General features: G+C 66.1%; 32 protein-coding genes and 1 tRNA gene. 4 read left to right on the top strand and 29 right to left on the bottom strand.

All coding sequences use genetic code 11. The annotated features are described in order from the left end of the window. The first annotated feature begins 25 nt into the window (after window positions 1-25). Window positions 26-1,162, top strand: coding sequence for a PilT/PilU family type 4a pilus ATPase (locus ACGHC0_RS03135; protein ID WP_013593087.1), 1,137 nt, complete (start codon window positions 26-28; stop codon window positions 1,160-1,162). 83 nt (window positions 1,163-1,245) lie between these two features. Then, on the top strand, window positions 1,246-2,184 hold the full coding sequence (locus ACGHC0_RS03130; RefSeq protein WP_368353944.1) for an NAD(P)-dependent oxidoreductase: 939 nt from the start codon (window positions 1,246-1,248) through the stop codon (window positions 2,182-2,184). Window positions 2,185-2,347: 163 nt separating this feature from the next. On the opposite strand, the gene ACGHC0_RS03125 is transcribed toward ACGHC0_RS03130, so the two are convergent. From ACGHC0_RS03125 to ACGHC0_RS03115, 3 genes are all read right to left on the bottom strand, one after another. After that, entirely contained in the window at window positions 2,348-3,004 is a 657-nt protein-coding gene (locus tag ACGHC0_RS03125; RefSeq protein WP_415267395.1) for a BON domain-containing protein, read from the bottom strand. Further along, on the bottom strand, window positions 3,001-3,603 hold the full coding sequence (locus ACGHC0_RS03120; RefSeq protein WP_053842687.1) for an SIS domain-containing protein: 603 nt from the start codon (window positions 3,601-3,603) through the stop codon (window positions 3,001-3,003). The genes ACGHC0_RS03125 and ACGHC0_RS03120 overlap by 4 nt, the downstream gene beginning before the upstream one ends. 71 nt (window positions 3,604-3,674) lie before the next feature. Then, a complete protein-coding gene (locus ACGHC0_RS03115; RefSeq protein WP_368353942.1) occupies window positions 3,675-4,082 on the bottom strand; it encodes a YraN family protein in 408 nt (135 codons plus the stop codon). On the opposite strand from ACGHC0_RS03115, the gene rsmI reads away from it, so the two are divergent. Continuing rightward, window positions 4,082-5,041, top strand: a complete 960-nt coding sequence (gene rsmI, locus ACGHC0_RS03110; RefSeq protein ID WP_368353941.1) for a 16S rRNA (cytidine(1402)-2'-O)-methyltransferase — start codon at window positions 4,082-4,084, stop codon at window positions 5,039-5,041. The two genes, ACGHC0_RS03115 and rsmI, sit on opposite strands and share 1 nt — an antisense overlap. Before the next feature lie 61 nt (window positions 5,042-5,102). Here rsmI and ACGHC0_RS03105 read toward each other — a convergent pair whose 3' ends face one another. The 26 genes from ACGHC0_RS03105 to ACGHC0_RS02980 form a co-directional block, all read right to left on the bottom strand. Next, window positions 5,103-6,353 (bottom strand): Hsp70 family protein, encoded by a 1,251-nt coding sequence (locus tag ACGHC0_RS03105; protein WP_415267394.1) that lies wholly within the window; start codon window positions 6,351-6,353, stop codon window positions 5,103-5,105. 160 nt (window positions 6,354-6,513) lie between these two features. Further along, a tRNA-Met gene (locus ACGHC0_RS03100) sits at window positions 6,514-6,590 on the bottom strand. Between the two features lie 19 nt (window positions 6,591-6,609). Then, window positions 6,610-7,014, bottom strand: coding sequence for a 50S ribosomal protein L17 (gene rplQ / locus ACGHC0_RS03095; RefSeq protein WP_011793802.1), 405 nt, complete (start codon window positions 7,012-7,014; stop codon window positions 6,610-6,612). Window positions 7,015-7,115: 101 nt separating this feature from the next. Further along, window positions 7,116-8,108, bottom strand: a complete 993-nt coding sequence (locus tag ACGHC0_RS03090) for a DNA-directed RNA polymerase subunit alpha (protein WP_011793801.1) — start codon at window positions 8,106-8,108, stop codon at window positions 7,116-7,118. 111 nt (window positions 8,109-8,219) lie between these two features. Next, window positions 8,220-8,843 carry a 30S ribosomal protein S4 gene (rpsD, locus tag ACGHC0_RS03085; protein ID WP_013593079.1) on the bottom strand — a complete coding sequence of 208 codons (624 nt, stop codon included), beginning with the start codon at window positions 8,841-8,843 and terminating at the stop codon, window positions 8,220-8,222. Between the two features lie 104 nt (window positions 8,844-8,947). Then, complete coding sequence (gene rpsK / locus ACGHC0_RS03080; protein WP_011793799.1) at window positions 8,948-9,352, bottom strand: 30S ribosomal protein S11; 405 nt, start codon at window positions 9,350-9,352, stop codon at window positions 8,948-8,950. Between the two features lie 18 nt (window positions 9,353-9,370). Further along, the gene (gene rpsM, locus ACGHC0_RS03075) at window positions 9,371-9,736 is read right to left on the bottom strand and encodes a 30S ribosomal protein S13 (protein ID WP_011793798.1); all 366 of its coding nucleotides are present in this window, start codon (window positions 9,734-9,736) and stop codon (window positions 9,371-9,373) included. Window positions 9,737-9,757: 21 nt separating this feature from the next. Continuing rightward, window positions 9,758-9,871, bottom strand: a complete 114-nt coding sequence (gene rpmJ / locus ACGHC0_RS03070; RefSeq protein WP_011793797.1) for a 50S ribosomal protein L36 — start codon at window positions 9,869-9,871, stop codon at window positions 9,758-9,760. Window positions 9,872-10,017: 146 nt separating this feature from the next. Next, window positions 10,018-11,337 carry a preprotein translocase subunit SecY gene (gene secY, locus ACGHC0_RS03065; RefSeq protein ID WP_019699980.1) on the bottom strand — a complete coding sequence of 440 codons (1,320 nt, stop codon included), beginning with the start codon at window positions 11,335-11,337 and terminating at the stop codon, window positions 10,018-10,020. 27 nt (window positions 11,338-11,364) lie between these two features. Continuing rightward, complete coding sequence (gene rplO / locus ACGHC0_RS03060) at window positions 11,365-11,796, bottom strand: 50S ribosomal protein L15 (protein ID WP_208948012.1); 432 nt, start codon at window positions 11,794-11,796, stop codon at window positions 11,365-11,367. A gap of 10 nt (window positions 11,797-11,806) precedes the next feature. Further along, the gene (gene rpmD, locus ACGHC0_RS03055) at window positions 11,807-11,989 is read right to left on the bottom strand and encodes a 50S ribosomal protein L30 (RefSeq protein ID WP_011793794.1); all 183 of its coding nucleotides are present in this window, start codon (window positions 11,987-11,989) and stop codon (window positions 11,807-11,809) included. Window positions 11,990-12,003: 14 nt separating this feature from the next. Beyond that, window positions 12,004-12,522, bottom strand: coding sequence for a 30S ribosomal protein S5 (gene rpsE, locus ACGHC0_RS03050; RefSeq protein ID WP_011793793.1), 519 nt, complete (start codon window positions 12,520-12,522; stop codon window positions 12,004-12,006). 16 nt (window positions 12,523-12,538) lie between these two features. Beyond that, window positions 12,539-12,904: a 50S ribosomal protein L18 gene (rplR, locus tag ACGHC0_RS03045; protein ID WP_011793792.1), complete on the bottom strand. Its 366-nt coding sequence runs from the start codon at window positions 12,902-12,904 to the stop codon at window positions 12,539-12,541. 11 nt (window positions 12,905-12,915) lie between these two features. Beyond that, the gene (gene rplF / locus ACGHC0_RS03040) at window positions 12,916-13,449 is read right to left on the bottom strand and encodes a 50S ribosomal protein L6 (RefSeq protein WP_013593073.1); all 534 of its coding nucleotides are present in this window, start codon (window positions 13,447-13,449) and stop codon (window positions 12,916-12,918) included. Window positions 13,450-13,472: 23 nt separating this feature from the next. Continuing rightward, window positions 13,473-13,868, bottom strand: coding sequence for a 30S ribosomal protein S8 (rpsH, locus tag ACGHC0_RS03035; protein ID WP_011793790.1), 396 nt, complete (start codon window positions 13,866-13,868; stop codon window positions 13,473-13,475). A gap of 18 nt (window positions 13,869-13,886) precedes the next feature. Continuing rightward, on the bottom strand, window positions 13,887-14,192 hold the full coding sequence (gene rpsN, locus ACGHC0_RS03030; protein WP_013593072.1) for a 30S ribosomal protein S14: 306 nt from the start codon (window positions 14,190-14,192) through the stop codon (window positions 13,887-13,889). Window positions 14,193-14,201: 9 nt separating this feature from the next. Next, window positions 14,202-14,741, bottom strand: a complete 540-nt coding sequence (gene rplE, locus ACGHC0_RS03025; RefSeq protein ID WP_011793788.1) for a 50S ribosomal protein L5 — start codon at window positions 14,739-14,741, stop codon at window positions 14,202-14,204. Between the two features lie 9 nt (window positions 14,742-14,750). Then, complete coding sequence (gene rplX / locus ACGHC0_RS03020; protein ID WP_013593071.1) at window positions 14,751-15,071, bottom strand: 50S ribosomal protein L24; 321 nt, start codon at window positions 15,069-15,071, stop codon at window positions 14,751-14,753. 9 nt (window positions 15,072-15,080) lie between these two features. Further along, window positions 15,081-15,449: a 50S ribosomal protein L14 gene (gene rplN / locus ACGHC0_RS03015; RefSeq protein WP_013593070.1), complete on the bottom strand. Its 369-nt coding sequence runs from the start codon at window positions 15,447-15,449 to the stop codon at window positions 15,081-15,083. 190 nt (window positions 15,450-15,639) lie between these two features. After that, window positions 15,640-17,232, bottom strand: a complete 1,593-nt coding sequence (locus tag ACGHC0_RS03010; protein ID WP_415267393.1) for a glycerol-3-phosphate dehydrogenase/oxidase — start codon at window positions 17,230-17,232, stop codon at window positions 15,640-15,642. Between the two features lie 150 nt (window positions 17,233-17,382). Beyond that, complete coding sequence (locus ACGHC0_RS03005) at window positions 17,383-19,116, bottom strand: ABC transporter substrate-binding protein (protein ID WP_415267392.1); 1,734 nt, start codon at window positions 19,114-19,116, stop codon at window positions 17,383-17,385. Window positions 19,117-19,205: 89 nt separating this feature from the next. After that, complete coding sequence (locus tag ACGHC0_RS03000; protein WP_415267391.1) at window positions 19,206-19,514, bottom strand: DUF2160 domain-containing protein; 309 nt, start codon at window positions 19,512-19,514, stop codon at window positions 19,206-19,208. A gap of 222 nt (window positions 19,515-19,736) precedes the next feature. Then, window positions 19,737-20,549: a carbohydrate ABC transporter permease gene (locus ACGHC0_RS02995; protein ID WP_092833672.1), complete on the bottom strand. Its 813-nt coding sequence runs from the start codon at window positions 20,547-20,549 to the stop codon at window positions 19,737-19,739. 60 nt (window positions 20,550-20,609) lie between these two features. Continuing rightward, window positions 20,610-21,500, bottom strand: a complete 891-nt coding sequence (locus ACGHC0_RS02990) for a carbohydrate ABC transporter permease (protein ID WP_092833670.1) — start codon at window positions 21,498-21,500, stop codon at window positions 20,610-20,612. 15 nt (window positions 21,501-21,515) lie between these two features. Continuing rightward, window positions 21,516-22,589, bottom strand: coding sequence for an ABC transporter ATP-binding protein (locus ACGHC0_RS02985; protein WP_415267390.1), 1,074 nt, complete (start codon window positions 22,587-22,589; stop codon window positions 21,516-21,518). A gap of 101 nt (window positions 22,590-22,690) precedes the next feature. Further along, entirely contained in the window at window positions 22,691-23,767 is a 1,077-nt protein-coding gene (locus ACGHC0_RS02980) for an ABC transporter ATP-binding protein (protein ID WP_368353935.1), read from the bottom strand. Window positions 23,768-23,993: 226 nt separating this feature from the next. Here ACGHC0_RS02980 and ACGHC0_RS02975 point away from each other — a divergent pair, with 226 nt between their 5' ends. Beyond that, window positions 23,994-24,758, top strand: coding sequence for a DeoR/GlpR family DNA-binding transcription regulator (locus ACGHC0_RS02975; RefSeq protein WP_013593062.1), 765 nt, complete (start codon window positions 23,994-23,996; stop codon window positions 24,756-24,758). Window positions 24,759-24,775: the final 17 nt, after the last annotated feature.

Below are 24,775 nucleotides of genomic sequence, written 5' to 3'. Positions count from 1 at the left end.
CCGCGGCGCACGACCGGAGCACTGAATGGAACGCGATCAGGCCAGCAAATTCATCAACGACCTGCTGAAGCTCATGGTGGGGCGCGGCGGCAGCGACCTTTTCATCACGGCGGAATTCCCCCCCGCCATCAAGGTGGACGGAAAGGTCACGAAGGTCTCCCCCCAGCCGCTCACGCCGGCGCACACCCTCACCCTCGCGCGCGCCATCATGAGCGACAAGCAGGTGGCGGACTTCGAGCGTACCAAGGAGTGCAACTTCGCCATCTCCCCAGCGGGCATCGGCCGCTTCCGCGTGAACGCCTTCATCCAGCAGGGCCGCGTGGGCATGGTGCTGCGAACCATCCCGCTCACGCTGCCCACCATCGACGGGCTGGGCGTGCCGCAGGTGCTCAAGGAAATCACCATGTCCAAGCGCGGGCTGTGCATCCTCGTGGGCGCGACCGGCTCGGGCAAGTCCACCACCCTCGCGGCCATGGTGGACTGGCGCAACGAGAACTCCTTCGGCCACATCATCACGGTGGAAGACCCGATCGAGTTCGTGCATCCGCACAAGAACTGCGTGGTGACCCAGCGCGAGGTGGGCCTGGACACCGACAGCTGGGAGGCCGCCCTCAAGAACACGCTGCGCCAGGCGCCCGACGTGATCCTCATGGGCGAAATCCGCGACCGCGAGACCATGGACCATGCCATCGCCTTCTCCGAGACCGGCCACCTGTGCCTGGCCACGCTGCACGCCAACAGCGCCAACCAGGCGCTGGACCGGATCATCAACTTCTTCCCCGAGGAACGGCGCGCGCAGTTGCTCATGGACCTGTCGCTCAACCTGCGTGCCATGGTGTCCCAGCGCCTCATCCCCAAGCAGGACGGCAAGGGCCGCGCCGCGGCGGTGGAGGTCATGCTCAACACGCCGCTGATCGCCGACCTGATCTTCAAGGGCGAGGTCGCCGAGATCAAGGAAATCATGAAGAAGAGCCGCAACCTCGGCATGCAGACCTTCGACCAGTCGCTCTTCGACCTCTTCGAGGCCAACGTCATCGGCTACGAGGACGCCCTGCGCAACGCCGACTCGCTCAACGACCTGCGGCTGCAGATCAAGCTGGGCAGCCAGCGTGCCCGCAGCACCGACCTGTCGTCCGGCACCGAGCACTTCGCCATCGTCTGACGCCAGCCCCATGCCGCGCCCGCCGCAGCCCGGCGGGCGTTGTCTTTTCCACCGTTCCCCAGCACCCGACAGGAGACCACCCCATGCCATCCAGCACCGCACCGCGCAGCTACGACGCCACCCCATCGCGCAAGGTCGCCTTCCTGGGCCTGGGCGTCATGGGCTACCCGATGGCGGGCCACCTGGCGCTCGCCGGCCACCAGGTCACCGTCTACAACCGGACCGCCGCCAAGGCAGCGGCCTGGTGCGAGGAATTCGCCCAGGCGGCCGGCGCCCGGCATGCAGCCACCCCGCGCGAGGCCGCCCAGGGCGCGGACATCGTGTTCTGCTGCGTGGGCAACGACGACGACCTGCGCTCGGTCGTGCTCGGTGCCGATGGCGCCTTCGCCGGCATGCAGCCGGGCGCGGTCTTCGTGGACCACACCACCGCATCCGCCGAAGTCGCGCGCGAACTGGCCCAGGCCGCCCGCACGCTGGGCCTGCGCTTCATCGATGCGCCTGTCTCCGGCGGTCAGGCCGGCGCGCAGAACGGCCAGCTCACCGTCATGTGCGGCGGTGACGCCGAAGCATTCGACAGCGTGCGCCCCGTGGCGATGGCCTTCTCGCGCGCTTTCACGCGCATCGGCGACAGCGGCGCCGGACAGCTCGCCAAGATGGTCAACCAGATCTGCATCGCGGGCATCGTCCAGGGCCTGTCGGAAGCGATCGCCTTCGGCCAGCATGCCGGGCTGGACATGCCGCTGGTGCTGGACGTGATCGGCAAGGGCGCCGCCCAGAGCTGGCAGATGGACAACCGTGGCAAGACCATGGTGGAAGGCCGCTTCGACTTCGGCTTCGCCGTGGACTGGATGCGCAAAGACCTGGGCCTGGTGCTGGAAGAGGCCCACCGCAACGGCGCACGGCTGCCCCTCACCGCCCTCGTGGACCAGTTCTACGCCGACGTGCAGCAGGCCGGCGGCGCGCGCTGGGACACCTCCAGCCTCATCACCCGCCTGGGCGTGAAAAAGCCGCAGAGCAACTGAGTACGGCGCAAGAAACCGCCGCGGCCTCACCCGTCAGAAGGCCGCGGAGCAGGCCACACCAGCAGACGCCGTGGAACCGGCTTCGCCGGGCCACTGGCGTCCAGCCCCCCGCCAGAGCGGCGAGAGCGGAGGAAAGCGGCGCAGCCGCTCCGGGGGGTGCCTCTTACTTGCTGTCGGCGGTGACCGGCGCAGGACTCTGGGGCTGCTGCGAGAAGCCGCGCGCCAGCTCCTGCTCGGAGACGATCTCGAACACGCGCACCACCTTGCGCACATCGTTCACGCCGCGCGCGATCTCCGTGGCGCGGTCAGCCTCGCGCTGCGTCACGCGGCCCATCAGATAGACGGTGTTGCGCTCCGTCACCACCTTGAAGGCGGTCGCGAAGATGTCCTTGGCGTCCACCAGGCTGGCGCGCACCTTGCCCGTGATGAGCGTGTCGTTGGCGCGCTGGGAAAGCGTGCTGGCCGACATCACCGCCAGGTCGTTCACCACCGAGCGCACGTTCTCGACGGTCAGCACCGTCTGCTCCACCCGCTCCTTGTCCTGCTGGGAGGGCACCTCGCCCGTCAGCAGCACCTGGCGGTTGTAGCTGGTCACGTTCACGTGGATACGGTCACCGAAGGTGTCGCGCAGCCGGTTGCCCGCGCGCAGCTCGATGGTCTCGTCCTCCACCTGGGTACCGGTGGTGCGCCGGTCCGCGGCCATCATGGTGCCCACGGCGGCGCCGCCGATCACCAGCGGTGCGCATGCCGAAAGCACGGTCCCCAGGGCGACGGCGGCCAGCACGGCGCCAGTGGTTCGGGTCATCGTCTGCAAGGTCATAGCGGTATCTCCTGTTCACCAAATAACTGGGCATCCACCCCATCGCACAGGCAGTGCAGCACCAGCGCATGCACTTCGCGCACGCGGGCCGCGCGGTCGTGCGGCACCTCGATCAGCACGTCCGTCTCGCGCAGCAGTCCGGCCAGCGCGGCGCCGCCACGCCCGGTGAGGGCGATCACGGTCATGTCCCGCTCGTGCGCGGACTGGATGGCCTCGACCAGTGCGGCATCGGTGGCCGCGCTGCCGTCGGCCACCGCCAGCAGCACGTCGCCCGCCTGGCCGAGGGCCCTCACCTGCCGCGCCAGCACCTGCGCGTCGCCTCCGGGCATGCCGGGCGCGGACCAGAGCGCGTCGGGCTCCAGGGCGACCGCAGCCAATTCGGGCCGCTCCCGCTCGAAGCCGGCCACGCAGAGCGCCGCGAACTGCCGCGCCTGTGCGGAGGCCGCACCGCTGCCGCAGGCCAGGACCTTGGCTCCGCTGGTGACGCACGCCAGGATGGCCTGCACGGCCGCCCCGATGGGTTGACTGAGGATTTGCGCGGCCTGGTACTTGAGATCCGCGCTGTCGATGAAATGCTGTTGGATGCGTTGCTCGAGCATGTGCGCCGATGATACCCCCCGGGTGCTATCGCTTTCGTGGCAAAGCACTGGCGCGGCCCGTGGCCGTCACGCTAGCCGGCATCGAACGCAGCCTGCAGCCACTGCACCGCGTCGCCGCTCACCAGCACCGCATCGAAGCGGCATGGCGGCAGCGACGGCCAGCGCAGCAGGTAGTGCCGCGCCGCGAACACGATCCGCCGCCGCTTGGCTGCGCCGATGCTCGCGCCCGCACCGCCGTAGGCATCGCTCGCCCGGCTGCGCACCTCCACGAACACCAGGGTGCCGTCGCGGTCGCGCAGGATCAGGTCGATCTCCCCGCCTCCGCGGCCCGGCGTCCGATAATTGCGCGCCAGCAGCCGCAGGCCGGCGGCCTGCAGATGGGCCAGCGCACGGTCCTCCGCGGCCATGCCTGCCGCCCGCGTCGTTGTCTTGCGCGCGGCCCCGTCGGTGCCGCCGGTCTTTTTTTCAAGGATTCCCATTGAGCGCCTCTTTCGCCTCCGCCCTGTCCGCCGCGCGTGACGCGGCCGCAGCGCAGCATTATCCGCAAGGCGCCCTCTACGTCGTCGCCACGCCGATCGGCAATCTCGCGGACATCACCCTGCGCGCCTTGCACGTATTGCAGCTGGCCGATGCCATCGCCTGCGAGGACACCCGGCACACGCAGTCCCTGCTGCGCGCCTACGGCATCGACAAGACCTCGTCGCAATGGATGGCCGTGCACCAGCACAACGAAGCCGAGGCGGCGCAGGCCGTCGTGCAGCGGCTGCAGCGCGGCGAACGCATCGCCTACGTGAGCGACGCCGGCACCCCGGGCGTGAGCGACCCGGGCGCCCGGCTCGTCGCGGCCGTGCAGGCAGCCGGGCTGCGCGCACTGCCGCTGCCCGGGGCGAGCAGCGTGACGGCTGCACTCAGCGTGGCCGGGGCCGTGGATGCCGGCGCGGCCTCGCACCGGCCACTGGCCGGGGGATTTCTCTTCGCCGGTTTCCTGCCCACGCGCGCCTCGGAGCGCCAGGCTGCCGTCCAGGCCCTCGCGGCCGAACACCGCTGCACCGTCCTGCTCGAAGCGCCCCACCGCATCGCCGACCTCGCCGCGGCGCTCGCCCCCCTGGGCGACCGGCCGGTCACCCTGGCGCGGGAGATCACCAAGCAGTTCGAGGAAATCGCCACCCTGCCCGCCCAGGACCTCGCCGCCTGGCTGGGAGAAGAAGGAAGCTCGCGCACGCGCGGGGAATTCGCCATCGTCGTGCACCCCGCTGCGCTGTCGGGCGGTGATGACCACCCCGCCACCGCCGCCGGCCTGCGCATCCTGCGCCAGCTGCTGGCCGAGTTGCCCGTCAAGACCGCCGTCCGCCTGGCGGCCGAAATCAGTGGAGCGCCGCGCAATACGCTCTACGACGCTGCGCTGGCCATGAAGAAGGAAGACGCCGAGGGCAGCTGAGAGCGCCGGCGCCCGCCGCACGACGGCGGCCCTGCATGGAGACGGAAGCTGGGTGGGGCGGTCAGGAGCGGACGGTGTACGCCAGCCCGGAGGCCACGCCGCCGAACAGGTCCCCTTCGACCTGGGGCACACCGGGAAACGCCACGGCCAGCGCTTCACGCAAGGGCTTGAGGGCCGAGGAACCGCCCGTGAGGTAGAGCGCGTCCACGCCCCGGGCTCCGAGGTCGGCCGCGGCGAGGCATTCCGCGGCGCAACGCACCACCTCCTGCAATGGCTGCTGCAGCGTGCCCGCCATCGCAAGCGGGGCGATGGTCGCCTCGAGACCCCGCTCCAGCCATCCGAGCGGAAGCGCTGCCGGCGCCCCGGTGCTCGAGACATCGATCTTCGCCTGCTCCACCGCCTGCGCCAGGCGATGCCCCCACCGCTCCGACAGCACCACCATCAGCCGGTCATGCAGGCGTGCGTCGCGATAGTCCGGCCGCAGACCCTTCGCTTCCGCGAGGGCCTTGGGGCTGTACAGCCACTGGATCAGGTGCCAGGTCGAAAGGTCGAAGAAGATGCGGCTGGGCACTTCCCGCCCCGATGGGCCGTGGTGCCCCAGGCCGAGCAGGGGCATCACCTGCGAGCGGCTGAGCCGCTGGTCGAAGTCCGTGCCGCCCAGGTGCACGCCGGCGGTGGCAAGCACATCGCCGCTGCGGTCGGCGCGGCGGGAGCGTTCCGGTCCGAGCAGGACCACCGTGAAGTCGGATGTCCCCCCGCCGATGTCCACCACCAGCACGCGCGTTTCCCGGTCCACGCGCTGCTCATAGTCGAGCGCCGCGGCGATGGGTTCAAGCTGGAAGGAAACATCCGCGAAGCCGGCCATCTCCGCGGCCCGCCGCAGCGCGCCCTCCGCCAAGGCGTCCCGAGCCGGGTCACCGTCCACGAAATGCACCGGCCGCCCCAGCACGACATGCGCGGGAACACCGCCCACGACGGCCTGCGCGCGCTGCGCCATCGTGCGCAGAAACAGCGCGATGATGTCCTGGTAGCTCATCAGCGCCCCCTGCACCGCCGTCTTCTCTTCCAGCAACGCGCTGCCCAGCAGGCTCTTGAGCGAACGCATCAGCCGCCCTTCGGTACCCGCCAGGTACTGGGCGATCGCATCCCGGCCCACGTGCGTCCGGGACTCTTCGGTATTGAAGAACATCGCCGTCGGCAGCGTGTGGAACGACTGCTCCACGGGCACCATCTGCGCCGTTTCCCCGTCGCGCCGGACCGCCATTGCGGAATTGGAAGTGCCGAAGTCGATGCCAAGGGTCAGCGGGCGCATGGAATACGAAAAGCAGGGTGAGAAACAGTGGCACGCCCCGGTTCGCAGGGGCCATACCCGGACAGAGCGCCAGCCGGGAAACCAGCATGGCAGCGGGAAGCGCAAAAACAAAAACGCCCACTGTGGAGTGGGCGTTTTTGAGAGTGCAAAGCACTTTTGTTGGTTGCGCGAGAAGGATTTGAACCTCCGACCTTTGGGTTATGAGCCCAACGAGCTACCAGACTGCTCCATCGCGCGGCAAGAAATAAATTATAGCTTACTTTGCGGCGTCTGCGGAAGAATTTTCAGAAACTTCAGCGACTTCCGGGCGTTCGACGAATTCGACGAAGGCCATGGGGGCATTGTCGCCCACGCGGTAACCCATCTTCAGGATGCGGGTGTAGCCACCGGGACGGGCCTTGAACAGGGGGCCGAGCACGTTGAAGAGCTTGGTCACGCTGTCGCGGTCACGCAGGCGGTCGAAGGCCAGGCGGCGGTTCGCCACCGTGTCTTCCTTGGCCAGGGTGATCATGGGCTCGATCACGCGGCGCAGTTCCTTGGCCTTGGGGACCGTGGTCTTGATGGCCTCGTGCTCGATGAGCGAGTTCATCATGTTCTGCAGCATCGCGAGGCGGTGCGAGCTGGTGCGGTTCAGTTTACGGAGGCCGTGTCCGTGGCGCATGGTGCTTTTCCTTATCAGTCAATTAAAACGGGCAGCCGTATCAGGTACTGCCCGCAGCACTGGTTCCCGAAATGGGAAGCCAAAGATTATAAAACGCCGGATCAGCGCTTGTCGAGGCCGGCCGGGGGCCAGTTCTCGAGCTTCATGCCCAGCGTCAAGCCGCGCGAAGCCAGCACTTCCTTGATTTCGTTGAGCGACTTGCGACCCAGGTTCGGGGTCTTGAGCAACTCGTTCTCGGTACGCTGGATCAGGTCGCCGATGTAGTAGATGTTCTCGGCCTTCAGGCAGTTGGCCGAGCGCACGGTGAGTTCGAGCTCGTCCACGGGGCGCAGCAGGATCGGATCGAACGTGGCGCTGCCACGCGGGCCGGCCGGCGTGTCGAACGCAGCCAGTTCACCGCCCTCGAGCTGTGCGAAGACCGCGAGCTGCTCGACCAGGATCTTGGCGGAGGCGCGCACGGCGTCTTCCGCGGTGATAGCACCATTGGTCTCGATCTCGACCACCAGCTTGTCCAGGTCGGTGCGCTGCTCGACGCGGGCGCTCTCCACCGTGTAGCTCACACGCTTGACGGGCGAGAAGGAGGCGTCCAGCACGATGCGGCCGATCGACTTGGTCGATTCGTCGGCATAGCGGCGCAGGTTGCCCGGCACGTAGCCGCGGCCCTTCTCCACCTTGATCTGCATGTCCAGCTTGCCGCCTTGCGACAGGTGGGCGATCACGTGGTCGGGATTGACGATTTCCACGTCGTGCGGCGTCTGGATGTCGCGCGCGGTGACCACGCCCTCGCCATCCTTGCGCAGGCTCAGCGTGACCTCGTCGCGGTTGTGGAGCTTGAACACGACGCCCTTCAGGTTCAGCAGGATGTTCACGACATCTTCCTGAACGCCGTCGATGGACGAGTACTCATGGAGCACGCCGGCGATCGTCACTTCCGTTGCTGCGTAACCCACCATGGACGACAGCAGCACGCGCCGGATGGCGTTGCCGAGCGTGTGCCCGTAACCGCGCTCGAAGGGCTCCAGCGCGACCTTGGCGCGGTTGTGTCCGAGCTGCTCGACGTTGATCGTCTTGGGTTTCAGCAAATTGGTTTGCATGCAGACTTCCTCTCAATACCCCCAGCTCGTTACACCGGTAAGGCTGGCGAAGCACCCGTACCGCGATGCCTCGCGGTACGGGAAACAATTGCGATCGATGAACGCTGTGGATTAGCGCGAGTACAACTCAACGATCAGGGATTCGTTGATGTCTGCACCGAACTCGTCGCGGTCGGGAGCCTTCTTGAAGGTACCTTCGACCTTGTCGGCATTCACTTCCACCCAGGCGGGGATACCCACCTGCTGGGCCAGCTGCAGCGCTTCCACGATGCGGGCCTGCTTCTTGGACTTCTCGCGCACGGCCACGATGTCGCCGGGCTTCACGAGGTAGGAAGCGATGTTCACGGACTGGCCGTTCACCGTGATGGCCTTGTGCGACACCAGCTGGCGTGCTTCGGCACGGGTGGAGCCGAAGCCCATGCGGTACACCACGTTGTCCAGGCGGGACTCGAGCAGCGACAGCAGGTTGGCACCGGTGTTGCCCTTGCGGCGGTCAGCGGCTTCGAAGTAGCGGCGGAACTGTTTTTCCAGCACGCCGTACATGCGCTTGACCTTCTGCTTCTCGCGCAGCTGCAGACCGAAGTCGGAGGTGCGGGCGCCGGAGGTGCGGCCGTGCTGGCCGGGCTTGGAGTCGAACTTGGCCTTGTCCGCGATCGAGCGGCGTGCGCTCTTCAGGAACAGGTCGGTGCCTTCACGGCGGGAGAGTTTGGCCTTGGGGCCGAGATAACGTGCCACTTGAGCTTCCTTGAAATGTCATCTACCGCGCCAAAAAACGCGGGAGCCACCCGCACCATGCCTTGCGGCATGCGCCCGGGTGGCGGTGGGCTTACGCAAAAAAATCAGATGCGACGGCGCTTTTGCGGACGGCAGCCGTTGTGCGGAACCGGCGTCACGTCGGAGATGGACGTGATGCGGATGCCCAGGGCACCCAGTGCGCGCACCGACGATTCGCGACCCGGGCCGGGGCCCTTGATCTCGACGTCGAGGTTCTTGATGCCTTGCTCGATCGCGGCGCGGCCGGCCACTTCGGACGCCACCTGGGCTGCGAAGGGCGTCGACTTGCGCGAACCCTTGAAGCCCTGGCCACCGGAAGAGGCCCAGGACAGGGCATTGCCCTGGCGGTCCGTGATCGTGATGATCGTGTTGTTGAACGAAGCGTGCACGTGCGCGATGCCGTCGGAAACGTTCTTGCGAACCTTCTTGCGCACACGCTGCGCTGCGTTATTGGCGGGAGACTTTGCCATGTGGATCTTTCAATCTGCTTATTTCTTGAGCGCTGCGGCACCCTTGCGCGGACCCTTGCGGGTGCGGGCGTTCGTGCGGGTGCGCTGACCACGCATCGGCAGACCACGGCGATGGCGGAAACCACGGTAGCAGCCGATGTCCATCAGGCGCTTGATGTTCATCGTGGTTTCGCGGCGCAGATCACCCTCGATGGTGAACTGGGCGATCTGGTCGCGGATTTTTTCGAGATCGCCGTCCGTCAGATCCTTGATCTTCTTGGAGTAGGCGATGCCGCAGGCTTCGCAGATCTTGCGAGCGCGCGTGCGTCCGATGCCGAAGATAGCCGTCAGGCCGATTTCAGCATGCTGATGCGGCGGAATGTTGATGCCAGCGATACGTGCCATTTGCGTCCTCTAAACTTTCAATCAACCTTGGCGCTGCTTGTGGCGCATGTCGGTGCAGATGACCCGCACGACACCCTTGCGGCGGATGATCTTGCAGTTGCGGCAGATTTTCTTGACCGAAGCCGAAACTCTCATTTCACTCTCCTAAAACTAGTCCATTCGTTCCGGCCAGGCGCGGAACACATTTGCGTGCCCGCGATGGATCGATGGGCATCATTAACCGTCACTTAGCTAGAGGCGAACCCGCTATTGTAGCGGATCCGCTTCCGACTCGCCAGACCTCAGGTGCCTGGTGTTGCTTTGAAGTTCGCCTTCTTGAGCAACGACTCGTACTGCTGGGACATCATGTAGTTCTGCACCTGGGCCATGAAGTCCATGGTGACGACCACGATGATCAGCAGGGACGTGCCGCCGAAATAGAACGGCACGTTGTACTTCAAGATCAGGAACTCCGGCAGCAGGCAGACGAAGGTGATGTACACCGCGCCGGCCAGCGTCAGCCGCACCAGGATCTTGTCGATGTAGCGGGCCGTCTGCTCGCCGGGACGAATCCCGGGAATGAAGGCACCGCTCTTCTTCAGGTTGTCCGCCGTCTCACGGCTGTTGAAGACCAACGCCGTGTAGAAGAAGCAGAAGAACACGATCGCAGCGGCATAGAACATCACGTAGACGGGCTGGCCAGGGGTCAGCGCACCGGAGATGTCACGCAGCCAGCGCATCGATTCGCCCGCGCTGAACCAGTTCACGATCGTGGCAGGCAGCAGGATGATCGACGACGCGAAGATCGGCGGGATCACGCCAGCCATGTTCAGCTTCAGCGGCAGGTGCGACGACTGCCCCCCGTAGACCTTGTTGCCCACCTGGCGGCGCGCATAGTTCACGAGGATCTTGCGCTGCCCGCGTTCGACGAACACCACGAAGTAGGTCACCGCTGCCACCAGCAGCACGATGAAGATCGCCGCCAGGATGCTCATCGCACCCGTGCGCACCAGTTCCAGCAGGCCGCCGATGGAGCTCGGCAGGCCGGCAGCGATACCGGAGAAGATCAGGATCGAGATACCGTTGCCCAGGCCACGCTCGGTGATCTGCTCGCCCAGCCACATGAGGAACATGGTGCCTGCCGTCAGGCTGACCACCGCGGTGAGGCGGAAGCCGAAGCCCGGGCTCAGCACGAGGCCGGCCGAACTTTCCAGCGCCACGGCGATGCCGAGCGACTGGAAAATGGCCAGGCCGAGTGTTCCGTAGCGCGTGTACTGGGTGATCTTGCGGCGTCCGGCCTCGCCTTCCTTCTTCAATTGCTCGAAGGTGGGAAGGACATAGGTCATCAGCTGCATGATGATCGATGCCGAGATGTACGGCATGATCCCCAGTGCGAACACCGTGAAGCGGGACAGAGCCCCGCCCGAGAACATGTTGAACAGGTTCAGGATACCGCCATGCTGGCCACTGAACAGCTGCTGCAGCTGGGCCGGATCGATGCCCGGCACCGGGATGTGCGCCCCGATGCGATAGACGATCAGGGCCAGCAGCAGGAAAACCAGCCGGCGACGCAGGTCGCCGAATTTACCGGTCTTTGCAATCGACGCTGCGCTGGTAGCCACGAATGCGTTCCTTCTTCAGGGTGCCGTTCAGGCCAGGCTGCCGCCGGCTGCCTCGATGGCTGCCTTCGCACCCGCCGTGGCACCGATGCCGTTCAGCTTCACGGCCTTGGTCAGTTCACCGCTCTTGATGACCTTGACCACCTTGGCGAGCTGGCCCACCACGCCGGCGCCTTTGAGCGCGGCGAGGTCGACTTCGGCCAGGCCGAGCTGCTCGAGCGTGCTCAGGGTCACTTCGGCGTTGAACTTCAGCAGGTGCGACTTGAAGCCGCGCTTGGGCAGACGGCGCTGCAGAGGCATCTGACCGCCTTCGAAGCCCACCTTGTGGTAGCCACCCGAACGCGACTTCTGGCCCTTGTGACCGCGGCCTGCGGTCTTGCCCAGGCCGGAGCCGATGCCACGGCCCACACGGCGCTTGGCATGCTTCGCGCCTTCTGCGGGCTTGATGCTATTGAGTTCCATCATCAACCTCTCAGAGGACCTTGACCAGATAGCTGATCTTGTTGATCATGCCGCGCACTTCGGGGCTGTCCTTGAGCTCGCTGACACTGTTCAGCTTGCGCAGGCCCAGGCCGCGAACGGTGGCGCGGTGCGATTCCTTGGTGCCGATGGGGCTGCGCACCAGTTGAATCTTGACGGTTTGTTGCGTAGTCATTTGCAGAGCTCCGTTCAGGCGAAGATGTCTTCGACCGACTTGCCGCGCTTGGCAGCCACTTCCGCGGGGGTCGTGGAGTTCACCAGTGCGTCGAACGTGGCGCGGACCATGTTGTAGGGGTTCGAGGAACCATGGCTCTTGGCCACGATGTCGGTGATACCCACCACTTCGAACACGGCGCGCATGGGGCCGCCGGCGATGATGCCGGTACCCTTGGGAGCCGGGTGCAGCTCGACCGACGCGGCACCGTGATGGCCCTTCACCGAATGGTGGATGGAGCCGTTCTTGAGCGAGACCTTCACCAGGTTGCGACGGCATTCTTCCATCGCCTTTTGCACGGCAGCAGGCACTTCCTTGGACTTGCCCTTGCCCATGCCCACGCGGCCGTCACCGTCGCCGACCACCGTCAGTGCGGCGAAGCCGAGGATACGGCCGCCCTTCACGACTTTGGTCACGCGGTTGACCGCGATCATCTTCTCGCGCATCCCGTCGTCTTGTCCTTCGGTCTGCACTTTGGGTTGAAACTTAGCCATTTTCTATTCGCTCCGCTTAGAACTGCAGGCCGGCTTCACGCGCGGCTTCTGCGAGGGCCTTCACGCGGCCGTGATATGCGAATCCAGCGCGGTCGAATGCGACTTTCTCGATGCCGGCGGCCTTCGCCTTTTCAGCGATGCGCTTGCCGATCATCTGGGCCGCGGCGGCGTTGCCGCCCTTGCCGGAACCGCCCAGTTCCTTGCGCACTTCGGCTTCCGCCGTGGATGCGCTGGCAAGCACGCGGCTGCCGTCTTCGGAGATGACGCTGGCGTAGATGTGGAGGTTCGTGCGGTTCACCGTCAGACGGACCACGCCTTGCTGTGCAATGCGGATGCGGGTCTGGCGCGAACGACGAAGACGCTGCTCTTTCTTGGTCAACATGCTGCAGCTCCTTACTTCTTCTTGGTCTCTTTGATCGTGACCTTTTCATCCGAATAACGGATGCCCTTGCCCTTGTAGGGCTCGGGAGGACGAACGGCACGGATTTCGGCGGCCAGCTGGCCGACGCGTTGGCGGTCAGCGCCCTTGATCACGATTTCCGTGGGGGTAGGCGTGGCCACCGTGATGCCGGCGGGCATGTCGAAGTTCACGGGGTGCGAATAGCCGACGGCGAGGTTCAGCTTGGCGCCCGAAGCCTGGGCCTTGTAGCCCACGCCGATCAGGTTCAGCTTCTTCTCGAAGCCCTTGCTGACGCCCACCACCATGTTGTTCACGAGCTGGCGGATGGTGCCGCTCATGGCATTGGCTTCGCGGGAATCGTTGACAGGCTCGAAGCTGAGCTTGCCTTCCTTGTTGGCGATCTTGACCAGGCGGTTCTGCGCCACGGACAGCGTACCGCCCGAGCCCTTCACGCTGATCTGGTCTTCCGTGATGGACACATCGACCCCGTTGGGGATGGCCACCGGCATTTTTCCTACGCGGGACATTTCAGTTTCTCCTCGATGCCACGTTAAGCGACGTAGCAAAGCACTTCGCCGCCGACGCCGGTGGCACGTGCCTTGCGATCCGTCATCACGCCCTTGGGCGTGGTGACGATGGCAACGCCCAGGCCATTCATGACCTGGGGGATGGAGTCGCGGCCCTTGTACACGCGCAGGCCAGGACGGCTCACGCGCTCGATGCGCTCGATCACCGGACGGCCGGCGTAGTACTTCAGGGAAATTTCGAGTTCGGACTTGTTGCCTTCGGACTTCACTTCGAAGCCGTCGATGTAACCCTCGTCCTTCAGCACCTGCGCGATGGCGATCTTCACTTTGGAAGAAGGCACGGAAACGGTGGCCTTGGACACCATTTGCGCATTGCGGATGCGGGTCAGCAAGTCGGCGATGGGATCACTCATGCTCATGTGTTTTCTCCTGCCTGCTTACCAGCTGGCCTTGGTGACACCCGGGATGTCACCGGCAAAAGCCAGTTCACGGATCTTGGCGCGGGCCAGACCGAATTGGCGGAACGTGCCACGGGGACGACCCGTGATTTCGCAGCGGTTGCGCTGGCGCGTGGGGTTCGCGTTGCGGGGAAGCTTCTGCAGGCCGAGGCGGGCGGCTTCACGCTCCTCGTCGCTGCGCTTGGCGTCGCCGGCGATGGCCTTCAGTTCCGCATACTTCGCGGCGTACTTGGCTGCCAGTTTTTCGCGCTTCAGTTCGCGCTGGATCAAAGCTACTTTAGCCATACGCTGCCTTTAGTTCTTGAAGGGGAAACGGAAACCGGCGAGAAGGGCCTTGGCCTCTTCGTCCGACTTGGCCGTCGTGGTGATGCTGATGTTCAGGCCGCGCAGGGCATCCACCTTGTCGTACTCGATTTCGGGGAAGATGATCTGCTCTTTGACGCCGATGTTGTAGTTGCCGCGGCCGTCGAAGGCACGGCCGGAGATGCCGCGGAAGTCACGGACGCGGGGCAGTGCCACGGTCACGAAACGATCCAGGAATTCGTACATCTGGACGCCACGCAGCGTGACCATGCAGCCGATGGCCTGGCCTTCGCGGATCTTGAAGCCGGCGATGGCCTTCTTGGCCTTCGTCACGACGGGCTTCTGGCCTGCGATCTTCGTCAGGTCGGCCACGGCGTTGTCCATGACCTTCTTGTCGGACACCGCTTCGCTCACACCCATGTTCAGGGTGATCTTCGTGAGACGGGGGACTTCCATCGGCGAGGTGTAGCCGAACTGCTTGGTGAGTTCGGGAACGATCTTTTCGCGGTAGTGTTGTTGCAGTCGTGCCATGTTGACTCCTTAGGCCGCCTTGATTTCAGCGCCGCTGGACTTGAACACGCGAACGCGCGAACCATCCGCCTGCACCTTGATGCCCACGCGATCGGCCTTGCCCGTGGCAGCGTTGAAAATGGCCACGTTGGACTGGTGGATGGGCATGGCCTTTTCCACGATGCCGCCGGTCGTACCCTTCATGGGGTTCGGCTTCACGTGCTTCTTGACCAGGTTGATGCCGTCGATGACCAGATGGGAGTCATCCTTGCGCAGCGACACCGTGCCGCGCTTGCCTTTGTCGCGCCCGGTGAGCACGATCACTTCGTCGCCCTTGCGAATCTTGTTCATGGCGCGTCCTCAGAGAACTTCGGGAGCCAGGGACACGATCTTCATGAAGCGCTCGGTACGCAGTTCACGCGTCACGGGGCCGAAGATGCGGGTGCCGATGGGCTCCAGCTTTGCATTCAGCAACACTGCTGCGTTGCCGTCGAATTTGACGAGCGAACCGTCGCCGCGACGGATGCCCTTGGCGGTGCGGACCACCACTGCGCTGTAAACCTCGCCCTTCTTGACGCGGCCACGCGGAGCGGCTTCCTTGATGCTCACCTTGATGATGTCGCCCACGCTGGCATAGCGACGCTTGGAACCGCCCAGCACCTTGATGCACAGGACGGACTTCGCGCCGGTATTGTCGGCAACGTCTAACCGAGATTCTGTCTGGATCATGTGAATATTCCCAACTTGCACCAGAAGATCGACAGCCCTGGAAACCTCGCAGGGCTGCTTATCAGCCAGTCAGTCTTGGGCCCGTCGTCCGCGGCGCAAACCATTTGCACCGCTTCCCGCTGGGCAGAAATCCGCGTAGAGAAACGCGAAGCCCTCGATTCTTTCAAAAAACCAAAGGCGTGTCAAGTAGTTAGCGTGGCACGGAAAGGTACTGCGCCGCCAGGGCCTCGAAGGCGGCGAGCGCGGGGTCCCTGTCCAGCTCTTCCTGGAGGGTGCGGGCCACGTCGGGGGCGATCGCGAGGGCGCGGGCGGCATCGAGGAACAGCATCCGGCTGCGCCGCGAGAGCATGTCCTCGACCGTGCGGGCGTATTCGTGGCGTGCGGCGAAGCGGACCATGGCCTCCGACAGTCCCGGCGCCAGCCAACGCTGGGCGCCGGGCACGGTATCGAGGAACTCTGCCTCGGAGCCGTAGGAGTGCGGGCCCTGGGCCTCGTCCATGCCGTGCCGCACGGCGCCCTGGGGCGCACCCACCACCGGCAGGCGCTGGGTGACGCCGCCGGCGCGGGCTGCCAGGAGGCCGGCGTCGAAGCATTTTTGCAACACATCCTCCGCCATGGCGCGGTAGGTGGTCCATTTGCCGCCGGTCACGGTGACCAGTCCGCTGGGGCTGGCCAGCACGGTGTGCTCCCGGCTGATGCCCTTGGTGCTGCCTCCCTCGTCGTCCGGCGGCCGGACCAGGGGGCGCAGGCCCACCCAGATGCTGCGCACGTCCGACACGGAAGGCGCGCGGGTGAGGTAGCGGGCCGACTCGCTCAGGATGAAGTCGGCCTCTTCCCGGAACGGCAGGGGTTCCCGTTCGAGGTCCTGCCGGGGGCTGTCGGTGGTCCCGAGGATGATCTTGCCCAGCCAGGGTACGGCGAAGAGGACGCGGCCGTCGGCCGTCTTGGGGACCATCATGGCATGGTCGGAGGGAAGAAACTCGCGGTCCACGACGATGTGCACGCCCTGGCTGGGGGCCACGATGGGCTTGGCCGGACGGCCGAGCGCCTCGGCGTCCTGGCGCAGCAGCCCGTCCACCCACACGCCGGTCGCGTTGACCACGCAGCGCGCACGCACGGTGTACCGGGTGCCGGTTTCCACGTCCTCGCAGAGCAGGCCCGCCACCTTGCCGTTTTCATGGATGAGCTCGCGGGCGGGGCAATAGTTGACCAGCAGCGCGCCGCGGAGCGCGGCCGTGCGCGCCAGCGCCAGCGCCAGCCGGGCGTCGTCGAACTGGCCGTCCCAGTACTTCACGCCGCCCCGCAGCCCTTCGCGCCGCACGGTGGGCAGCAGGCGCAGGGTGCCTTCGCGGCCGAGGAATTCGGTGGAGCCCAGGCCGGCGCGGCCCGCCAGCAGGTCGTAGGCCTTCAGGCCTACTCCGTAGAACGGCGTCTCCCACAGGTGGTAGGAGGGCATGACGAACGGCAGGGGCTGGGCCAGGTGCGGCGCATTGCCCAGCAGGGTCGTACGCTCATGGAGCGCCTCGCGCACCAGGGAGATGTTGCCCTGGGCCAGGTACCGGACGCCGCCATGCACCAGCTTGGTGGCGCGCGACGAGGTCCCCTTGGCGAAGTCATGGGATTCCACGAGCACGACGCTGAAGCCGCGCGCGGCAGCGTCGAGCGCCACGCCGAGCCCCGTGGCACCGCCCCCGATGACCGCCAGGTCGTACTGCCGGGGTTCGGCAAGCCGCGCCAGGAGCTGGGCGCGCACGGTGGGCTGGGGCGTGTTCGGGGAAGTCATGGGATCGATTGTCCATTCAACCGGGGTGAATTTCAGGGTTTACCCTGATTCCACCCCGCAAAGGCAGGTCTCCCGCGCGCCCCCGGGGACAGGGCCGGGCGGGAGACCGGAGAAAGAAAGTGGCGGCCCGCGCCGGGCCGCCGCCGGTCGTCAGCGCACCTTGCCATCCTTCCAGGCCTGCAGCAGGCGGTCGTAGGCGATGGTTTCACCCTTCGGCTTTTCGTTGGCCAGCTTCTTCCAGGGCGCATGCTCGTCGCTCAGCCACTTGGCGGGATCGCCCTTGGGGTTGAGCTTGGGCGCGCAGTGGGCCATGCCGGCGCGCTGCAGGCGGGCCATCACCTGGTCCATTTCCTCGGCGAGGTTGTCCATGGCGCCCTGCGGGGTCTTCTCGCCCGTGACGGCCTGGGCCACGTTCTTCCACCAGAGCTGCGCGAGCTTGGGGTAGTCGGGCACGTTGTTGCCGGTGGGGGTCCAGGCGACGCGGGCCGGGCTGCGGTAGAACTCGACCAGGCCGCCGAGCTTCGGAGCCGCGTCGGTCATGGCCTTGGAACGGATGTCGGATTCGCGGATCGGCGTCAGGCCCACCAGGGTCTTCTTGAGCGACGTGGTCTTGGCGGTGACGAACTGGGCGTAGAGCCAGGCGGCGGCCGTGCGGTTGGCGTCGTGGTCCTTGAAGAAGGTCCAGCTGCCCACGTCCTGGTAGCCGTTCTGCATGCCGTCCTTCCAGTACGGGCCGTTGGGGCCCGGGGCCATGCGCCACTTCGGCGTGCCGTCGGCGTTCACGACCGGCAGGCCGGGCTTGACCATGTCGGCGGTGAAGGCGGTGTACCAGAAGATCTGCTGGGCGATCTGGCCCTGTGCGGGCACGGGGCCGGATTCGCCGAAGGTCATGCCCATGGCTTCCTTGGGCGCATACTTCTTCATCCAGTCGATGTACTTGGTCAGCGCATAGACGGCGGCAGGCGAGTTGGTGGCACCGCCGCGCGAGACGGATGCGCCGACCGGCGTGCACTTGTCGTCGGCCACGCGGATGCCCCATTCATCGACGGGCATGCCGTTGGGGATGCCCTTGTCGGCGGCGCCGGCCATGGAGAGCCAGGCATCGGTGAAGCGCCAGCCCAGCGAAGGATCCTTCTTGCCGTAGTCCATGTGGCCGTAGATGGGCTTGCCGTCGATCTGCTTGACGTCGTTGCTGAAGAACTCGGCGATGTCCTCGTAGGCGCTCCAGTTCTGGGGCACGCCCAGTTCGTAGCCGTACTTGGCCTTGAACTTGTCCTTCAGGTCCTTGCGCTCGAACAGGTCGGCGCGGAACCAGTAGAGGTTGGCGAACTGCTGGTCGGGCAGCTGGTACATCTGGCCGTCGGGCGCGGTGGTGAAGCTCGTGCCGATGAAGTCCTTGATGTCCAGCCCGGGATTGGTCCACTCCTTGCCCGCCTTGGCCATGTAGTCGGTGAGCGACATGATCTTGCCGTAGCGGTAGTGGGTGCCGATCAGGTCGGAGTCGGAGATCCAGCCGTCGTAGATGGACTTGCCGGACTGCATGGAAGTCTGCAGCTTCTCGACCACGTCGCCTTCCTGGATCAGGTCGTGCTTGACGGTGATGCCGGTGATCTCCGAGAACGCCTTGGCCAGCGTCTTGGATTCGTACTCATGCGTGGTGAGGGTTTCGGAGACGACCGAGATGTCCTTCACGCCCTTGGCCTGCAGCTTCTTGGCGGCGTCGATGAACCACTTCATCTCGGCCATCTGCTGGTCCTTGCTGAGCGTCGAAGGCTGGAATTCGCTGTCGATCCACTTCTTGGCCTCCGCCTCGCCGGCCCATGCGGCCTGCCCGATCACCAGGGCCGTGGCGGCGAACGCCAGGGCGGTCAAACGCATCTTCATGACTGTCTCCTTGTTAGGTGGGTGTCCCCTGCTGCCATTGCGACCGGCCGGCGGCCCCGGGGAGCGGGGGGCCACGCGTCCGAGAAAAATCAGCCCTTGCGCAGGATCAGCGCGAGCACGAGCATGGAAATCACGAAGCTGATCCACACCGATGGTTCCTGCTCGAGCTTGAACCACTCGACGAACCTGGCACCCAGGCCCACGAAGATGAGGTTGATATAGGCCGCCGAGAGCAGGCCGATGAAGAGCCGGTCGCCACGCGTGGTGGCAATGGGCAGGAAGCCCTTGCGCAAGGTGGTGGGGGACTTGACCTCCCACACGGCCATGCCGGCGAGCATGAGCACTATGCAGGTAAAAAACACGGCCACCGGCGTGGTCCAGGCCATCCAGTCAAACATGTTCGGAGCCTTTCAGCAGGATTGGGAGCGACACGGGTGAATAGGAGCGCAGCCTTGGAGACCGGCGCGGCCTCGCCCGTCCGATGGCCGCGGAGCAGGCCAGGCCAGCAGACGCCGCGGAACCGGCTTTGCCGGGCCGCCGGCGGCGTCCCCCTGCCCACCGCGCGCAGCGCGGCGAGAGCGGGGGGAAGCGGCGAAGCCGCACAGGGGGGTGTTCCATGTTCAGACCCGCCCCATGGCGAAGCCCTTGGCGATGTAGTGGCGCACGAACCAGATGACGATGGCCCCGGGCACGATGGTGAGCACGCCGGCAGCGGCGAGCGTGGCCCAGTCCATGCCCGAGGCGCTCACCGTGCGCGTCATGGTCGCCACGATGGGCTTGGCATTCACGCTGGTGAGCGTGCGCGCCAGCAGCAGTTCCACCCAGCTGAACATGAAGCAGAAGAACGCCGCCACGCCCACGCCGGCCTTGATGAGCGGCAGGAAGATGGTGAAGAAGAAGCGCGGGAAGCTGTAGCCATCGATATAGGCGGTCTCGTCGATCTCGCGCGGGATGCCGCTCATGAAGCCCTCCAGGATCCACACGGCCAGCGGCACGTTGAACAGCAGGTGCGCCAGCGCCACGGCGATGTGCGTATCCATCAGGCCCACGGTGGTGTAGAGCTGGAAGAAGGGCAGCAGGAAGACGGCCGGCGGCGTCATGCGGTTGGTGAGCAGCCAGAAGAAGACATGCTTGTCGCCCATGAACTGGTAGCGGCTGAAGGCGTAGGCCGCCGGCAGCGCCACGGCCAGCGAGATCACCGTGTTCATCGCCACGTAGATCAGGCTGTTGATGTAGCCCGAGTACCAGGACTCGTCGGTGAAGATGGTCCTGTAGTTGTCCCAGGTGAAGTGCTGGGGCCAGAAGGTGAAAGTGGAGAGGATCTCGGCGTTGGTCTTGAAGCTCATGTTGACCATCCAGTAGATGGGCAGCAGGGCGAAGACCAGGTAGGCCAGCAGGAAGATGGTGCGTTTGCGGAAGCGGCGCTCAGTCATGGCGGCTATTCCTTCTTTCGTGGATCGGCTTCGTCGTCGTGATCGATGGCAGCGGCCGCATCAATGCTCCACCTCGGGCTGCTGGGTGCCCACGCGCTGCATCCAGTTGTAGAGGATGAAGCACAGCAGCAGGATGATGAAGAAGTAGATGAGCGAGAAGGCGGCGGCCGGCCCCAGGTCGAACTGGCCCACGGCCTTGGTGGTCAGGTACTGGCTGAGGAAGGTGGTGGCGTTGCCCGGCCCGCCGCCGGTGAGCACGAAGGGCTCGGTGTAGATCATGAAGCTGTCCATGAAGCGCAGCAGCACGGCGATCATGAGCACGCCGCGCATCTTGGGCAGCTGGATGTAGCGGAAGACGGCGAACTTGCTGGCGCCGTCGATGCGCGCGGCCTGGTAGTAGGCATCGGGAATGGAGCGCAGCCCGGCGAAGGCCAGCAGCGCCACCAGCGGCGTCCAGTGCCATACGTCCATCAGCAGCACGGTGAGCCAGGCCTGGGTCTCGCTGCCGGTGTAGCTGTAGTCGATGCCCAGCTGCTGCAGGGTGCGGCCCATGAGGCCGATGTCGGCGCGCCCGTAGATCTGCCAGATGGTGCCCACGACGTTCCAGGGAATGAGCAGCGAGAGGGCGACGGTGACCAGCACGGCGGACGACTTCCAGCCCTGAGCGGGCATGGCCAGGGCCAGGCAGATGCCCAGCGGGATCTCGACCAGCAGCACCGACAGGGAGAAGCCGAGCTGGCGCAGCAGCGCGCCGTGCAGTTCCTCGTCGCGCATGACCTGGGCGAACCATTCGGTGCCCACGAACACGCGCCGCTCGGGCGAGATGATGTCCTGCACCGAGTAGTTGACCACCGTCATGAGCGGGAGGATGGCCGAGAAGGCCACGCAGAGGATGACGGGCAGGATCAGGAACCAGGCCTTCTGGTTCACGGGTTTGGTGGTGGTGCTCATGGAGGCGGCTCCTTCTCAGGGCAGCAGTTGCTCGTCGCGGTAGAAACAGGTGTGCGGGCCCACGACCTGCAGCCATACGGTGTCTCCGGGCGCCGGCAGCGCCTCGTCGGGCGAAACGCGCGCCTTGAGCGGCTGGCCGTCCAGCCGCGCCGTGAGGAGCTGGTAGGTGCCGATGTCCTGGACCTTGTCCACCACGCAGGGCAGTGCGCCCGGCGTGCCTTCGGCGACGACCGCCAGGTATTCCGGCCGCACGCCAAGCTGCAGCGGGCCTTCGGGCAGTTCGCGCGCCGGGCCCGGGAGGGTCTGGCCGCCGACGCGCAGGCCGCCGGCCTGCAGCTGCGCGGGCAGGAAGTTCATGCCGGGCGAGCCGATGAAGTGACCCACGAAGACGTGCGCCGGCCGCTCGAAGAGCGCGTCGGCGGAACCCACCTGCACGGCACGGCCGCGCGTCATCACCACGACTTCCTCGGCGAAGGTGAGCGCCTCCACCTGGTCGTGGGTGACGTAGATGAGGGTGAGCTTGAGTTCGTGGTGGATCTGTTTCAGCTTGCGCCGCAGCTGCCACTTCAGGTGCGGGTCGATCACGGTGAGCGGCTCGTCGAACAGCACCGCCGAGACGTCCGGGCGCACGAGGCCGCGGCCCAGGGAGATCTTCTGCTTCTGGTCGGCCGACAGGCCCGCCGCGCGCATGTCCAGCTGGTGGCTCATCTCCAGCATCTCGGCGATCTGGCCCACGCGCTGGCGGATCTGCGCCTCGGGCACCTTGCGGTTCTTCAGCGGGAAGGCCAGGTTCTCGGCCACGGTCATGGTGTCGTAGATGACCGGGAACTGGAACACCTGGGCGATGTTGCGTTCCTGGGGGCTGGCGCGCGTGACGTCGCGGCCGTCGAACAGCACCCGGCCGTGCGAAGGCACGAGCAGGCCCGACATGATGTTGAGCATGGTGGTCTTGCCGCAGCCCGAGGGGCCCAGCAGCGCGTAGGCGCCGCCGTCGCGGAACTCCATGGTCAGGGGCAGCAGTGCGTAGTCGCTGTCCTGCTGCGGGTTCGGCTTGTACGAATGTGCGAGCTCAAGTTGGATGCGGGCCATGTCAGTCTTCCGTCGTGCTGCACGCCATCCGCAGGGCGGGATACCGGCGCTGCCGCGCCCGTCCGGTGCCCGCGGAGCAGGCCAGGGGGTGTGTCGTCATCTCAGCGGCCTTTGCGCACCGGAGCGCGCAGCAGTTCTCCTCCGGCGCCGAACACGTAGGCGTCGCCGGGCTGCAGGTGCAGCGTGAGGGCGGAGCCGAGCGCGAAGTCGTGCACGCCGGTGAATTGCGCGACCATTTCGCCCCAGGGCGTGTGGGCATGCACGAAGGTGTCGGAGCCGGCGATCTCCGCCAGTTCCACCGTGCCGGCGACCGCGATGTCGCCGGGCCGGGGGGCCAGGCGCAGGGCGCTGGCACGCACGCCGACGGTGAGGCCGCCGGCCGCGCTGGCAGGCAGCGGCTCCGGCAGGGGCAACACGTCGCGCCCCGCCACGCGCACGCCGCCCGCCACGGCCTCGGCGGCGAGCAGGTTCATGGGCGGGTCGCTGAAGGCCCGGGCCACACGCAGGGAGGACGGCGCATGGAACACCTCGGCGGTGGGGCCGTACTGCAGCAGTTCGCCTTCGTGCAGCACCGCCGTGTATCCGCCCAGCAGCAGCGCTTCGCCGGGTTCGGTGGTGGCATAGACGACCGTGGAGTCGCCCGCGGCGAAGAGCTGGCTGAGCTCGTCGCGCAGTTCCTCGCGCAGCTTGTAGTCGAGGTTGACCAGGGGTTCGTCGAGCAGCATGAGCGGCGCGCCCTTGGCCAGGGCACGCGCCAGCGCCACGCGCTGCTGCTGGCCGCCGGAGAGTTCGGCCGGCAGGCGATCGAGGAACATGTCGATGTGCAGCCGCTCGGCCAGGGACCGCACGCGCTCCATGGCGTTCTTCTCGCCCCGCAGCCTGAGCGGGGAGGCGATGTTGTCCGCCACCGTCATGGAGGGGTAGTTGATGAACTGCTGATAGACCATGGCCACGTTGCGTTCGCGCACGGGCATGCCCGTCACGTCCGCGCCGTCCACCAGCACGCGACCTTCGGTGGGCGCATCCAGCCCGGCCATGATGCGCATGAGGCTGGTCTTGCCCGCCTGCGTGGCCCCCAGCAGCACCGTCACGGCCCCCGGCTGGAGCGCCATGTCCATGCCGCGGAGCCAGATTTGCGCACCCACCGTCTTGCCGATGCGCTCGAGTACCAGCTGCATCCCCGCACCTTTCGTGTTGTCTTGAGACGCAGGGCTTCGCAGCCTGCGTGTTCTTTGCCGAAACGCACGCCCAACGCGCCAATACGTTTCGATTTCGTTCATTTTTGTTCTTTTTGATTCGATTCACCTCCAGGTTTACCCTCGGTTTTTTCCTTTTCGTTCGTTTTAAAGTCAAGGCCTCCATCCGACCGGCGCCCTGCGGCACAGCCCTCTTTCCCCTTTTCGCGTGAACACCAATCCCCGACAGCTCCTGCTTCTCGAAGAAGTGCGCACCCGGCGCACGGCCACCGTCGAACAACTCGCGGAAACGCTGGGCGTGACGCTGCAGACCGTCCGGCGCGACATCCAGCGGCTGGCCGACAGCGGATTGCTGCTGCGGTTCCATGGCGGCGTGCGCGTGCCGAGCTCCACCACGGAGAACCTGGGGCACACCCAGCGCGAGACGCTGCATGCCGAAGGCAAGGCGCGCATCGCGCGGGCCGTGGCCGAGGCCGTGCCGCACAACTGCTCCCTGATCCTCAACATCGGCACCACCACCGAGGCGATCGCACGGGCGCTGCTGCACCACCAGGGGCTGCGCGTGATCACGAACAACCTGAACGTGGCGGCGATCCTGGCGGGCAATCCGCAGTGCGAGGTGATCGTGGCCGGCGGCGTGGTGCGCGCGCGGGACCGCGGCATCGTGGGCGAGGCGGCGGTGGACTTCATCCGCCAGTTCAAGGTGGATATCGCGCTGATCGGGATCTCGGGCATCGAGCCGGACGGTTCGCTGCGCGACTTCGACCTGCGCGAGGTGAAGGTGGCGCAGACCATCATCGCCCAGGCCCGCGAGGTGTGGCTGGCCGCGGACCACAGCAAGTTCGACCGGCCCGCGATGGTGCAGGTGGCCACTCTGGCGCAGATCGACCGGATGTTCACGGACGCGGCACCGCCCGATCCCTTTCCCGCCCTGCTGCGCGACGCCGGGGTCGAACTCGACGTGGCGGCGTGAGGCCGCCCTTTCCTCTT

This window comes from Acidovorax sacchari (assembly GCF_042847045.1).
Taxonomy (GTDB): Bacteria; Pseudomonadota; Gammaproteobacteria; order Burkholderiales; family Burkholderiaceae_C; genus Paracidovorax; species Paracidovorax sacchari.
Note: the sequence above shows the minus strand (reverse complement) of the source record. Positions and strands in the feature narration are given on the sequence as shown.